Raw genomic sequence first — 13,129 nt, forward strand, 5'->3', positions numbered from 1 at the left:
CGACATGACCCCCTTCACCACCCGCCCCGAGATCCGCGGCTCCTTTGGTGTCACCACTTCGACCCATTGGATCGCCTCGACCGTGGGGTTCGGCATCCTTGAAAAAGGCGGCAACGCCTTTGACGCCGCTGTCGCCGCGGGCTTTGTCCTGCAAGTGGTCGAGCCGCATTTGAACGGCCCGGCGGGCGATCTGCCGATCATCTTTCACGACGCGGCAAAACAGGCGACCAAGGTTGTCTGCGCTCAAGGGGTCAGCCCCGCCGCCGCCAAGCTGGAGCATTTCGAGGCTCTGGGTCTCAAGCTGATCCCCGGTTCGGGTCTTCTCTCCACCGTGGTGCCCGGTGCCTTTGACGGCTGGATGCTGATGCTGCGGGACCATGGCACGATGGGTCTGCGCGAGGTGATGCAACCGGCGATCGACTATGCCCGCGACGGGCATCCGGTGCTGCCGCGCGTTTCGAACACCATCAAGGGGCTGGCCGAATATTTCGCCGCCGAATGGCCCAGCTCCGCCGCCGTCTGGACGCCCGGCGGCGCGGCGCCTGAGCCGAACGCCAACTTCAAGAACCCCGATCTGGCTGCGACCTATGAGCGCTTGGTCAGCGAGGCCGAAGCCACAGGCGATGACCGCAGCGCGCAGATCGAAGCGGCGCGCAAAATCTGGTCTGAAGGTTTCGTGGCCGATGCGATTTTCGACTACCTCGAAGACGCCTGCGTGCATGACGTGTCCGAGCAAAAGAACAGCGCCCTTCTGGCGCGCGAGGACATGGCCAAATGGCAGGCCAGCTATGAAGACACGCTGACCTACGAATACCACGGCTGGACGGTGCATAAGACGCACGCATGGTCGCAAGGGCCGGTGTTCTTGCAGACCCTCGCGATCCTCAAACATTTCGATCTTGCCGCGATGGACCCGATGGGCGCCTCCTTTACCCATACGGTGATTGAGGCGATGAAACTCGCCTATGCCGACCGCGAGGCCTATTACGGCGACCCCGAGCAGAGCATCATCCCGATGGAAGAGCTGCTTTCCGACGCCTATAACGCGGAACGCGCGAAGCTGGTGAATGGCAAGGCATCGCTTGAACAGCGCCCCGGCGTGATCGCGGGGCTGGAGCATCTGGCCGAGCGCTATATCGAACGCGCGGCCCGTGATTTCGGCGTTCAGAACGCCGCCCCTCAAGAGCCGACGATGGCGCATCTGACCGAGAAACGCGGCGATACCGTGCATCTCGACGTGATCGACCGCTGGGGCAATATGGTCTCGGGCACGCCCTCGGGCGGATGGTTGCAGAGCAATCCGGTCGTGCCGGGCTTGGGCTTTCCGCTGAACTCGCGCGCGCAGATGTTCTGGCTTGAGCGGGGCCTGCCCACCTCCCTCGCCCCCGGACGGCGTCCGCGCACCACGCTGACCCCCTCTTTCGCCGAACATGCCGATGGGCGGCAGTTGGTCTTTGGCACGCCGGGCGGCGACCAGCAGGACCAATGGCAGCTGATCTGGTTCCTGCGTTTCGTGCACCACGGCCTCGACCTGCAAGAGGGGATGGACGCGCCGCTGTTCCACACGCTGCACTTCCAAAGCAGTTTCTTCCCCCGCCAAGCCCTGCCCGGCGAGATGATGATCGAACCCAATGTCGGCCCCGCGGTGATCGACGCGCTGCGCGCCCGGGGGCATATCGTTACCGTGGCCGAGCCGTGGTCGGTGGGCCGAATGACCGCCGCGCTGCGCAACCCCGATGGCAGCCTTCACGCCGCCGCGACCCCCCGCCTGATGCAGGCCTATGCCGTAGGACGCTGACCCATGACCTATTCCATCATCGCCCGTGACCCCGACAGCCAAGAGATTGGCATCGCCGTGGCCAGCCGCTTTTTCGCCTGCGGTGCCGCCGTGCCCTACATCGGGCGGCGCGTCGCCGTGGCCACGCAGGCTTTCGTCAACCCGCTCTGGGGGACCGAAGGCCGGCGCATGTTGGAAAGCGGCGACCCCGCCGAAGCACTGCTGAAGGAATTCGCCGCCCGCGATGCGGGGCGCGACATCCGCCAGTGCCACATGCTCGATGCCCAAGGGAACTTCGCCGCACATACCGGTGCGAGCTGTGTCGATTGGGCCGGGCACCGTGTGGGGACCATTCATTCCGTCGCGGGCAATATGCTGACCGGGCCGGAGGTGGTGGAGGCCACGTTCGAGACCTACGCCGCGCGCCATGATCTGCCGATGGCCGAACGTCTGCTCGCCGCCATGCGCGCGGGCGAAGAGGCGGGCGGCGACATGCGCGGGCGGCAAGCCGCGGGGTTGGTGATCCACCGCGGGCAGAACCATGCCTATCTCGACCTGCGCGTCGATGACCACGGCGACCCGCTGAGCGAGCTTGACCGGCTGCTCGACGTCGCCGGAGAGCGCTATCTCCATGTGGCCGAAGCGATGCCGAGCCTCGACAATTTCTCGGGCACCTCGGACCGCGCGCCGATTGATGCGGCGATCACCCGCGCCGAAGAGGCCCGCAAGGCGGCGGGCAAGCCCAGCCGGTCGCTGGCGACAGATTTAGAGACAAAGAAAGATTAACCATATGAACGCGCTCGATTTCAGCCAGCTTCTGCCCCTTCTCGCCATTGCGGTTTCCGCCGGGGTCTTTGGCGGCATCCTTGCGGGGCTGCTTGGTGTGGGCGGCGGCATCGTCATCGTGCCCGCGCTTTATCTTGCGCTGTCGACGGCGGGGATGGACCCGGCGATCACCATGCAGGTGGCGGTGGGCACCTCGCTTGCGACAATCGTCTTTACCTCGCTGTCCTCGGGCTATGGTCACTTCAAACGCGGCGCGATTGATATGGACCTTTTGAAACTCTGGGCGCCGTCACTGCTGATCGGCGTCGTAATCGGCGCGCTTCTGGGGGGCTATGTCTCGGGGCTGATCCTTGTGGGCGTCTTTGCCACCGTGGCCGCACTCGTCGCGCTCGACATGATCTTTCGCAAAACCAAGGACGACCCCACGCCGCGCGGCTTTGCCAAGCCGATCTGGGCGATCTTGGGAGTCGTCACCGGCGGGCTGTCGGCGATGATGGGCATCGGGGGCGGCACCATCGGCGTGCCGTTGTTGAACTTTCTGGGCTATGACATCCGCCGCGCGGTGGGCACCTCTGCCGCGATTGGTTTCATCATCGGGCTGCCGGGTGCGGTGGTCTATGCGCTCACCGGCCTCGGGGCCGAGGGGCTGCCGCCCTTCTCGCTCGGCTATGTGAACCTTGCGGCGGCGGCCATCATCATTCCGCTCACTTCCAGCTTTGCCCATGTGGGTGTGAAACTGGCCCATAGCATCCCGCGCCGGGCGCTTCGGTTTGCCTTTGGAATTTTCCTGATGGTAACCTCTCTGCGTATGTTCATTGATTTATTTGAAGCGTTTTCCATCTCATGACACAGCCCCCACAGTCCGCCCCAAGTGAAGATGAATTGGCCGAGCGGCTGCGCGGAGCGATCCGCCAAGGGGACATCCTGAACGACGGGCGGATGCCGCCCGAACGGGCGCTGGCCGAGCATTTCGGCGTGAGCCGGGCGCGGCTGCGGCTGGCGCTTGGCCTGTTGCAAGAGGACGGCACGATTTACCGCCGCCACGGCCAAGGCACGTTCGCCACGCCGCCGCCCGCGACCAATGCCGACAGCCTGCGCCACCTTGCACGACAGGTCACGCCAAGCGACGTCATGGAAGTGCGGCTAGAGGTCGAGCCTGCCCTTGCCGCCCTCGCCGCCGACCGCGCACGCCCGCAAGAGATCGAGCGGTTGAATCAGTTGATGCGCGCCACGCTCAACCTCAGCGACCCGGACGCCTATGAGGCGGCGGATGACATGTTCCACTACAAGATTGCTGAGATGGCGCGGAATCCGTTGTTCCTTACGGTCTATGAATCCATCCGCGCGGTGCGCCGCGAAGTGGCATGGACTTCACGCCGCCGGACCTATCACGCCCCCGAAACGCTACAGGTTCTGGGCGAGCAGCACATGACCCTGAACGACGCCGTCGCCCGGCGCGATACGCTCGGCGCTGCCGCCGCGATGGAGCAGCATTTGCTGACCGTTTCCAAAACCCTGCTGCGCGACCGGGTGCGCAAGATCGAACTCGATCTCTGAAGCCCCCGTTTCGATAGGTTAAATGACGTTTGGACATCCCGCTCCTTCTTGCGGGGCGTGTTACAGCTTTGTGACAAAATTGTCTGCCGACGCACCGGAACAGCTTGCAAACGAAACTGTTCGATGTTCGTATCTGCGCATTATTGTATTTCGCGCCAGATGCGCGGATTCTCAGGGAGGAGAACGCAATGTCTCATAAATACCTATTCGCCGCAGGTCTCACCGCGGCCTTCACACTGACGGGCAGCCTTGCCTTCGCACAAGAAGACTGCGAGCGCGGCGCGTTGGACAAGATGTTCTGCGACGCCGATGGCGATCTGGTCGCCGATGCGCCGACCGATCCCGATATGCTGAAAGACCCGTCGACGCTGGTTTTCGCCTACACCCCCGTCGAAGACCCGGCGATCTACGAGGACATCTGGACCCCCTTCATTGACCATCTCGAAGAGGTAACCGGCAAGGATGTGCAGTTCTTCGCTGTGCAGTCGAACTCCGCCGAGGTTGAGGCGATGCGCTCGGGCCGTCTGCACATTGCGGGCTTTTCCACCGGGCCCACCCCTTTCGCGGTGAACCTCGCAGGCGTCGAGCCCTTCGCCATCATGGGCGCCGAGGACGGCCAGTTCGGCTACAAGCTGCAGGTCTACACACAGGCCGACAGCGACATCAAAGAGATGAAGGATCTGGCCGGCAAGCGCATCGCGCATACCTCGCCGACCTCCAACTCCGGCAACCAAGCGCCGCGCGCGCTCTTCCCCGATCTGGGCGTCGTGCCGGATCAGGATTACGAAGTGACCTATTCGGGCAGCCACGACCAATCCATGCTGGGCGTCGTCGCGGGCGACTATGACGCGGCCCCGGTGGCCTCCGAAGTGGTCGACCGCATGGCCGAGCGCGGTCTCTATGACCCCGAGGACGTACGCATCGTCTGGGAAAGCGATCCCTTCCCGACAACCTCCTACGGTGTCGCGCATGACCTCGCGCCTGAGCTGAAGGAAAAGATCAAGGAAGCCTTCTTCTCCTTCGACTTCGAGGGCACCGCACTGGGTGAGGAATTCGCTGGCGTGAGCAAGTTCGTCCCGATCACCTACAAGGACCAGTGGGCGGTGATCCGTCAGATCCAGAAGGCGAACGGCGTCGAGTACACGCCGCAGGGCCTCGCGGCTGAATAATCGTTCAACACCGGGGGCCGACCAAGCGGTCGGCCCCACGTTTAAGGTACATTAAATGCTGAAAATCTCCGACCTCGTGAAACGCTATGGCAGCGGTGATCCGGTGCTGAAGAACCTCGACCTGACGATCGAGGGCGAAAGCGTCGTTTCGATCATCGGTTCCTCCGGCGCGGGCAAATCGACGCTGCTGCGCTGCATCAACCGACTGGTGGAGCCGACCTCGGGGTCGATCATGCTCAACGGCACCGAACTGACCAACCTGCGCGGGCGCAACCTGCGCGCCGCGCGGCGCAAGATCGGCATGGTGTTTCAGGGCTTTAACCTCGTCGACCGCCTCACGGTGATGGAGAACGTCCAGTCCGGTCGCTTGGGCTACATCTCGACATGGTCCGCCGTGACCCGCCGCTATGCCAAGGCCGACATCCGCCGCGCCTATGAGCTGATGGAGCGTGTCGGCATCGCGCAATATGCCAACACCCGCGCTGATCAACTTTCGGGCGGTGAACGCCAGCGCGTCGGTGTGGTCCGCGCGCTGATGCAAGACCCAGACATCCTGCTGGCGGACGAGCCGACCGCCTCGCTCGACCCCAAAACGTCAGAGCAGATCATGGGCCTGCTGCGCGACCTCGCCGGTGAGCTGAAACTGCCGGTGCTGATCAACATTCACAACGTGACCGAGGCCAAGGAATACACCGACCGCATCGTCGGCATGCGCTATGGCCGGATCATCTTCGATGACGAGCCCGCCAAGCTCGACCAAGCCGCGATGGACCAGATCTACGCCGGCAGCCCCCATGCCGACCGCGCCAAAGATGGGGCCGCGGCATGAGCGCGCCACGGGACAGTTGGAAAAAACCACCCTTCATCGCCAACCCGGTGCTGCGGTGGGCGGTGATCTTGGGCGCGGTGGCCTATTTCGGTTGGGTCGGTCTGACGATGCCGATTGACTGGAACCGCGTCGCCGAAGGGCTGGGCCGTGCCGGGCGCATTTTTGGCGGGGCTTTTCCGCCCAGTTTCGAACGCTCGGGCCTGTTGATCGACGGCTTTCTTGAGAGCCTCAAGATCGCCATCCTCGCCACCGCGGGCGGCGTGCTTTTGTCGATCCCCATCGCCTTTATGTCCGCGCGCAACGTGGCGCCCAAGCCGATCTTCTACCTTGGCCGCGCCATCATCATCGTGGCACGCAGTTTTCACCCGGTGATCGTGGCGATCCTCTTCGTCAAGGCCGTGGGCTTCGGCCCCTTCGCGGGCGTGCTGACACTGATCGTCTATTCCATCGGCTTCGTCGCCAAGATGCTGGCGGAACGGATCGAGGAGATCGACTTCGGTCAGGTCGAAGCCATGCGCGCCGCCGGTGCGCCCTATTTCTCGACCCTGATCTACGCGATCTTTCCCCAGATCATGCCGCGCCAGATCGGCCTCACGATCTACCAGCTCGACAGCAACCTGCGCGCCTCAGCGGTGGTCGGCATCGTCGGCGCGGGCGGCATCGGGGCGACGCTCGCCAATGCCTTTGGCCGCTATGACTATGACTTCGCGCTGGCGATCACCATGGTCATCGTCGGTGTCATCCTTGTCTCCGAAGCCGTCAGCGGCGTGATCAGAAAGCGCATCCAATGACGACGATTGCAGAGAAATTCGGCAGCGACGACTGGACCCGTTTCACCCTGCGCCAGCGGCTCACGCGCTACGGCGTGCTTCTGGGCTGCGCCCTCGCCATCGCTTGGGCCCTGACTTCGATCGAAGTCATCTGGGCCTGGGTCTGGGGTGCGCCCGAGCAGATCGGCGACCTTTTCGGCCGCATGTATCCGCCCGACCCCAGCAACCTCGACACGATCCTCAAGGTGCTGTGGGACACGGTGAACATCGCCACTTTCGCCACCACCTTCGCGGTGCTGCTGTCGCTGCCGGTGGCCTATATCGCGGCGCAGAACACCACGCCCAACCGGGCCACGCTCTGGCTCGGGAGGCTGATCCTCGTGACCTCTCGGTCGGTGAACACGATCATCTGGGCGCTTCTCTTCGTGGCAATCTTCGGCCCCGGCGTGGTGGCAGGGATCCTTGCGATCATGTTCCGCTCCATCGGCTTTATCGGCAAGCTTCTGGGCGAAGCGATTGAGGAGATCGACAAACGCCCTGTCGAGGCATTGGAGGCCACCGGTGCATCACGCTTCAAGGTCATCGCCTATGCCATCGTGCCGCAGGTCATGCCGACCTTCTGGGCCGTGTCGATCCTGCGGTGGGACATCAACCTGCGTGAATCCACCGTTCTGGGCCTCGTTGGCGCGGGCGGCATCGGGATCATCCTGCAAGGTGCCATCGACACCTTCAACTGGCCCGAGGTCGCCACGATCCTCATCGCGATCATCGTGTTGGTGATCATCGGTGAGGTGATCTCGGCCTTCCTGCGCCGTCGCATCCTGTGAGTCTCGCCATAGACCCCGCGCAGGCGCTGGCCGAATACCAGCGCCTGCGCCCCCGCCTGCCCGCTTGCGACAAGCTCGGCCATGGGGCGGAAGCCGCCCGTTTCCTCGATATCGTCGCGCCCTATGAGTTGATCCTGTTCGACGCCTACGGCGTGCTGAACGTCGGCGAAACCGCGATCAAAGGGGCCGCGCGGACCATCGCCGCCCTGCGCGAGATGCGCAAATCGGTCATGGTCGTCAGCAACTCCGCCGCCTATCCCAAGGCGCATATGATGGACCGCTATGCGCGGCTTGGCTTTGATTTCGCAGACGACGAGGTGGTCACCAGCCGCGAGGCACTGCTGCACCGCGTCGCGGCAGAACCTGCGCGCCGCTGGGGCGTGATGCTGAACCCCGATAAGGACATGGGAGAGATCGCCGATCTCGGCGCGACCGTTCTGGCGGATGATCCGGCAGTCTATGACGGGGCCGAAGGTTTCCTCCTCGTCGGGGCGGATGGGTGGACAGAAGCGCGGCAGGCCCTGTTGGAAGCCAGTCTGCAACGCCAGCCCCGGCCCGTGTTCGTCGGCAACCCCGATCTCGTCGCCCCGCGTGAGGATGGCCTCTCGCTCGAACCCGGCTGGTTCGCGCATCGTCTGATCGACGCGACCGGCGTGGCGGTGCATTTCTGCGGTAAGCCCTTCCCCGATATCTTCGATCTGGCCCTCGCCCGGGCAAAGCCCGTCGATCCGGCGCGCGTGCTGATGGTCGGCGACACGCTGCACACCGACATCCTCGGCGGCGCGCAGGCGGGTTTCGCCACTGCGCTGGTCACCGGCCACGGCTCCCTCTTGGGGTTAGAGGTTGCTGCGGCGATCCAAGGCTCGGGCATCGCGCCCGATCATATCGTCACGGAAATTTAACGGCGCTTTGCTGTGGATTCATTGTCCACAAAGCGCCCCTCCCCCATTGCCATTCTGAACATCCGCCGCTAGCAGTTTTCGTGACCTTGTTAATAAGATCGCTGGAGGATACAAAATGTTCAAAATCACCAAACCCACGGCAATTTTCGCCACTTTGGCCGCGCTCACCGGAGGAGCCCTGAGCGCTGAGACCGAAGTCAAGATCGGCTACGCCCTCGCCCCCGACAGCCACTACGGCGTCGCGGCGCAGAAGTGGCAAGAGGTCGTCGAGGCCGAGACTGACGGCAAGTTCAGCTTCCGCCATTTCCCCTCCTCCGGTCTGGGCGGTGAGCGCGAGGTCGTCGAAGGCCTGCAACTGGGCACCGTCGAGGCGACCATCGTCTCCACCGGCACGCTGAGCAACTTCGTCCCCGCCACCGGCGTGACCGACATCCCCTTCCTGTTCCGCAGCCTCGACCACGCGCGCCGCGTGCTTGACGGGCCGATCGGTCAGGACATCTTGGCCGAGTTCGACGGCGCGGGCATGGTGGCCTTGGCCTGGGGCGAACAGGGCTTCCGCCACATCACCAACAACCGCAACGCCATTGAGACACCCGAAGACATCGCGGGCATGAAGCTGCGCACCATGGAAAACCCGGTGCACCTCGAAGCCTTCAACGCCGCTGGTGCCGCCCCCACCCCGATGGCCTGGCCCGAAGTGATCAGCTCGCTCCAGCAGGGCACCATCGACGGGCAGGAAAACCCGCTGTCGGTGATCGTCTCCGTGAAGCTCGACGAGGTGCAGAAGTACCTGACGCTCTCGGGTCACGTCTATTCGCCCGCCATGCTGCTGGTCTCCAAACCATTCTGGGAAGGTCTGTCGGATGAAGACAAAGCCGCCTTCGAGAAAGGCGCGACCGAGGCCGTCTCCGCCATGCGCGCCTTCGTCGACGACGTAGAGCAAAGCGGCGTCGAGACGCTGAAAGAGCGCGGCATGGAAGTGAACGAACTGAGCGAAGACCAGAAGGCTGCCTTCCGCGCCTCCATCGAGAGCGCCTATGAAGGGTACTACGAGACCTACGGCAAAGATCTGATCGACCAGATCGCCGCGACCGAGTAAGCGCCGCGACGGAAAGACGGACGGCCGGGAGCAGTGCTTCCGGCCGTTTTGCACGGGAGGGAAACCATGCGCAGATTGGAACAGCTATTCGTCAAGGTGAACGCCGCCGTGGTGATCGTCTGTTTGACGGGGATGGTCTTGGTCGTGGGGGCCAATGTCGCCCTGCGGTTCAGCACCAACCATTCGCTGTCGTGGTCCGATGAATCCGCCCGTTACCTGATGATTTGGATGGCCTTTCTAGGGGCTGGCTTTGCCCTGCGGCAGGGCGGCCATGTGGCCATCACCAATCTGCATGATGTGATGAACACCCGGATGCAGCGCATCCTGCGCGGGCTCATCGTTTTGATTTTGCTGTTCTTCTTTGCCTTCATGGTCAAAGTCGGCTGGGACTATATGCAGCGCGCGCAGTATCAGATGACCCCGGCGATGCGCCTGTCGTTCCGCTATGTCTATGCCGCCATGCCGGTCGGCTTCACGCTGCTGATCGTACATCTGTTGCTGATCGCGCGGCCCTTCATCATGGCGGGCCGTTATCACCAGCCCGAAGGTCAGACCGAAAACATGCCGGGAGCCGCCAATGGCTGAGATCCTCTTCATCTCGCTTTTCGTGCTTATGGTGCTGGGGCTGCCCGTTGCCTTTGCCATGGCCATTTCCGTCTTTGCCGCCATCGGTCTGGGCAGTTCCTACCCGCAGATCGTGGTGGTGAAAGAGATGTTCTCGGGCCTCGACAGTTTCCCGCTGCTGGCCGTGCCCTTCTTCATCCTCGCCGCCGAGATCATGACCGGCGGGGCGATTACCCACACGCTTTTGCGTTTCGCGGCGCAATTCGTGGGCCATCTGCGCGGGGGGCTGGGCTATGCCAATGTGATCTCTTCGACCATGTTCGCAGGCATCTCAGGCTCGGCGCTGGCCGATGCGGCGGGCCCCGGCGCGATGATGATCCGCATGATGGAGAAGGGCGGCTATGACCGCTCCTACGCCGGGGCGCTGACGATCTCTTCCGCCGTGGTGGGGCCGATCATCCCGCCCTCGATCGTGATGATTATCTATGCCTTGCAGGATCAGGAAGTCTCGGTCGGGTCGCTGTTCATGGCGGGTGTCATTCCGGGGCTGCTGCTCGCCGGAGGGAGCCTTGCGGCCAACGGTTGGGTCAGTTGGAAACGCGATTACCGCAGTGATGAGGCCCGGCCCGAGCGTGCGCAGATGTGGCGCAACAGCCTGATGGCGCTGCCCGCGCTTGGGCTGATTGTGTTGATCGTCGGCGGCATCCGGGGTGGCATTTTCACCCCGACCGAAGCGTCGGTCATCGCCGTGTTCTATGCGCTGTTTTGCGGGTTCTTCGTTTACCGCGCCCTGCGTCTGCGCGATCTGCCGGGGCTGATCCTACGCGCGGCGCTGATCTCATCCGCGGTGCTGCTGATCCTTGGGGCCGCGCGGGCTTTCGCATGGGTCTTGGTGATCGAAGGCGTGCCCCAGTTTCTGGCCGAGACGATCATCGCGTGGGAGCTTTCGCCGATCCTGTTCCTCTTGGCAGTCAATGTGCTGTTGCTGCTCTTTGGTCTGTTCATGGATCCGCTGCCGGGGGTGATGATCCTCGTCCCGATCCTGGCACCCATCAGCCACGCGCTCGGCATCGCGCCGGATCATTTCGCCATCGTGGTGATCGTGAATCTGACGCTGGGACTGACGACGCCGCCGGTGGGGAGCCTGATCTTCGTGGTCTCCTCGGCGGTGAACCTGAAGCCCGCCGCGCTGATCCGCGAGATGCCGCCGTTCTTTTTGGCGAATTTTGGGGTGTTGATGTTGCTGACGTTTGTGCCAGCAATTTCGACATGGCTGCCAAAGGTCAGCGGTTTTTAGCAATTTACCGCCCGGCATCAGACCGGGCGGCGCCGCGCTGAGCTTGTCCTTACTCGGTCTGAATCCAAACCGCCTTGGTATCCAGATACGCCTGCAGGTGCTCCACGCCACCCTCCTTGCCGTAGCCCGACATCTTGAGCCCGCCGAACGGCACCGCCGGGTCGATTGCGTGGTACATGTTCACCCAGACCGACCCGGCCTTCAGTTTCTTCACAGTCCGATGCGCCACCCCGAGATCGCGGGTGAAGATCCCCGCCGCCAGCCCGTAGGGCGTGGCATTAGCGCGGGTCACGACCTCCTCCATCGTGTCGAAGGGCAGGACCGAGATCACGGGGCCGAAGATCTCCTCCCGTGCGATGGTCATCTCGTCTTTCACATCGGCAAAGATCACCGGCTCGAGGAAGTTGCCGCCCGCGTAGCCTTCCCCCTCGGGCCGACCGCCCCCCGTGACCAGCCGCGCGCCCTCGGCCTTGCCCTTAGCGATATAGCCCTCGACCTTCTCGGTCTGCACGGCATTGATCAGCGGGCCCAGATCGGTGCCTTCGTCCAAGCCATGCCCGATCCTCAGCCCGCGCGCGAAGGCCGCCAGTTTCTCGATAAACTCATCCTGAATCTCCCGCGCCACGAAAAGCCGCGAGCCGGCGATGCAAATCTGCCCCGAATGCGCATAGACCGCCATCGCCGCCACCGGCACGGCCTTGTCGAGGTCGGCATCCTTGCAGATGATCAGCGGAGATTTCCCGCCCAACTCCAACGTGATCCGCTTGAGGTTCTCCACCCCGGCCCGCGCGATGGTCTTGCCGGTGGCGGTGGAGCCGGTGAAAACCACTTTGTTCACGTCCGGATGTTCGGCCAACCGCGCGCCAGCCTCACGGCCCGTGCCGGTGACCACGTTGACCACGCCATCGGGCACGCCCGCCTCCTGCATCAGCCGCGCGATCATCAGGGGCGTCAGCGGCGCATCTTCGGAGGGTTTCAGCACCACGGTGCAGCCGGTGGCCAGGGCCGGGGCGATCTTCCAGATCGAGGCGGCGGTCGGGGCGTTCCAAGGGATGATCGCGCCCACCACGCCGACCGGCTCGCGGGTGGTGAAAGACAGCATCGACTGCGAGATCGAATTCTCTATCACGTCACCATGCAGCGCCACCGCTTGGCCGGCGTAGAAGCGCAGCATCCCGATCACCCGCCGCTTGTTCCCGAGCGTCCGCGCCAGCGGCAGCCCCATGTCGGCGGTGTCGGAGATGCAGAGCTTCTCCCAATCCCGCTCCATCACATCGGCGATGCGCAACAGCACCTCCTGCCGGTCGTAGGGCGTGAAGGTGGACCAGACGCCTTCGAAGGCGCGGCGTGCGGCATCCACGGCCTGATCGACATCCCGCGCCCCGCCGCGTGGCACTTCCGCCAGCTTTCGGCCAGAGGCGGGATCTTTCACCTCGATCACCGCGCCGGAGTTGGCGGGCACGTCCTGACCGTCGATGAACATCGGGCAGAACTGCCCGTGGTAAAGCGTTTCGGCAATCTGGTGGGGGTCGCGGGTCAAAGTCATTTCAGC

The 13,129-nt window shown here is 63.7% G+C and carries 13 protein-coding genes; 12 read left to right on the forward strand and 1 reads right to left on the reverse strand.

Annotated features, from left to right (window positions below; translation table 11 throughout):
- The first annotated feature begins 4 nt into the window (after positions 1 to 4).
- The 12 genes from ACGYLX_RS14035 to ACGYLX_RS14090 all read left to right on the forward strand — a co-directional run bounded on the left by ACGYLX_RS14035 (position 5) and on the right by ACGYLX_RS14090 (position 11,577).
- A complete protein-coding gene (locus tag ACGYLX_RS14035) occupies positions 5 to 1,798 on the forward strand; it encodes a gamma-glutamyltransferase family protein (protein WP_394450259.1) in 1,794 nt (597 codons plus the stop codon).
- 3 nt (positions 1,799 to 1,801) lie between these two features.
- The gene (locus ACGYLX_RS14040) at positions 1,802 to 2,563 is read left to right on the forward strand and encodes a DUF1028 domain-containing protein (protein ID WP_394450261.1); all 762 of its coding nucleotides are present in this window, start codon (positions 1,802 to 1,804) and stop codon (positions 2,561 to 2,563) included.
- 4 nt (positions 2,564 to 2,567) lie between these two features.
- Positions 2,568 to 3,410 carry a sulfite exporter TauE/SafE family protein gene (locus ACGYLX_RS14045; protein WP_394411668.1) on the forward strand — a complete coding sequence of 281 codons (843 nt, stop codon included), beginning with the start codon at positions 2,568 to 2,570 and terminating at the stop codon, positions 3,408 to 3,410.
- Entirely contained in the window at positions 3,407 to 4,120 is a 714-nt protein-coding gene (locus ACGYLX_RS14050) for a FadR/GntR family transcriptional regulator (protein WP_394450263.1), read from the forward strand. The genes ACGYLX_RS14045 and ACGYLX_RS14050 overlap by 4 nt, the downstream gene beginning before the upstream one ends.
- A 188-nt stretch (positions 4,121 to 4,308) precedes the next feature.
- Positions 4,309 to 5,289 carry a phosphate/phosphite/phosphonate ABC transporter substrate-binding protein gene (gene phnD, locus ACGYLX_RS14055; RefSeq protein ID WP_394442391.1) on the forward strand — a complete coding sequence of 327 codons (981 nt, stop codon included), beginning with the start codon at positions 4,309 to 4,311 and terminating at the stop codon, positions 5,287 to 5,289.
- 55 nt (positions 5,290 to 5,344) lie between these two features.
- Positions 5,345 to 6,118 (forward strand): phosphonate ABC transporter ATP-binding protein, encoded by a 774-nt coding sequence (phnC, locus tag ACGYLX_RS14060; RefSeq protein ID WP_394442389.1) that lies wholly within the window; start codon positions 5,345 to 5,347, stop codon positions 6,116 to 6,118.
- Positions 6,115 to 6,909: a phosphonate ABC transporter, permease protein PhnE gene (phnE, locus tag ACGYLX_RS14065; protein ID WP_322329752.1), complete on the forward strand. Its 795-nt coding sequence runs from the start codon at positions 6,115 to 6,117 to the stop codon at positions 6,907 to 6,909. Before phnC ends, phnE (ACGYLX_RS14065) begins: the two co-directional genes overlap by 4 nt.
- Positions 6,906 to 7,715, forward strand: coding sequence for a phosphonate ABC transporter, permease protein PhnE (gene phnE, locus ACGYLX_RS14070; protein WP_394450265.1), 810 nt, complete (start codon positions 6,906 to 6,908; stop codon positions 7,713 to 7,715). Before phnE (ACGYLX_RS14065) ends, phnE (ACGYLX_RS14070) begins: the two co-directional genes overlap by 4 nt.
- Positions 7,712 to 8,617, forward strand: a complete 906-nt coding sequence (locus ACGYLX_RS14075) for an HAD-IIA family hydrolase (protein ID WP_394442383.1) — start codon at positions 7,712 to 7,714, stop codon at positions 8,615 to 8,617. Before phnE (ACGYLX_RS14070) ends, ACGYLX_RS14075 begins: the two co-directional genes overlap by 4 nt.
- A 115-nt stretch (positions 8,618 to 8,732) precedes the next feature.
- The gene (locus ACGYLX_RS14080) at positions 8,733 to 9,716 is read left to right on the forward strand and encodes a TRAP transporter substrate-binding protein (protein WP_394442380.1); all 984 of its coding nucleotides are present in this window, start codon (positions 8,733 to 8,735) and stop codon (positions 9,714 to 9,716) included.
- Positions 9,717 to 9,782: 66 nt separating this feature from the next.
- On the forward strand, positions 9,783 to 10,301 hold the full coding sequence (locus tag ACGYLX_RS14085; protein WP_394442377.1) for a TRAP transporter small permease: 519 nt from the start codon (positions 9,783 to 9,785) through the stop codon (positions 10,299 to 10,301).
- Positions 10,294 to 11,577, forward strand: coding sequence for a TRAP transporter large permease (locus tag ACGYLX_RS14090; protein WP_394442374.1), 1,284 nt, complete (start codon positions 10,294 to 10,296; stop codon positions 11,575 to 11,577). The genes ACGYLX_RS14085 and ACGYLX_RS14090 overlap by 8 nt, the downstream gene beginning before the upstream one ends.
- Positions 11,578 to 11,626: 49 nt before the next feature.
- Here the strand turns inward: ACGYLX_RS14090 and ACGYLX_RS14095 are convergent, their stop codons facing one another.
- Entirely contained in the window at positions 11,627 to 13,123 is a 1,497-nt protein-coding gene (locus tag ACGYLX_RS14095; protein WP_394442372.1) for an aldehyde dehydrogenase family protein, read from the reverse strand.
- Between the last annotated feature and the right edge of the window lie 6 nt (positions 13,124 to 13,129).

Origin of the sequence: Sulfitobacter sp. 1A13496 (genome assembly GCF_043557225.1) — a bacterium.
Classification (GTDB): Bacteria; Pseudomonadota; Alphaproteobacteria; order Rhodobacterales; family Rhodobacteraceae; genus Sulfitobacter; species Sulfitobacter faviae.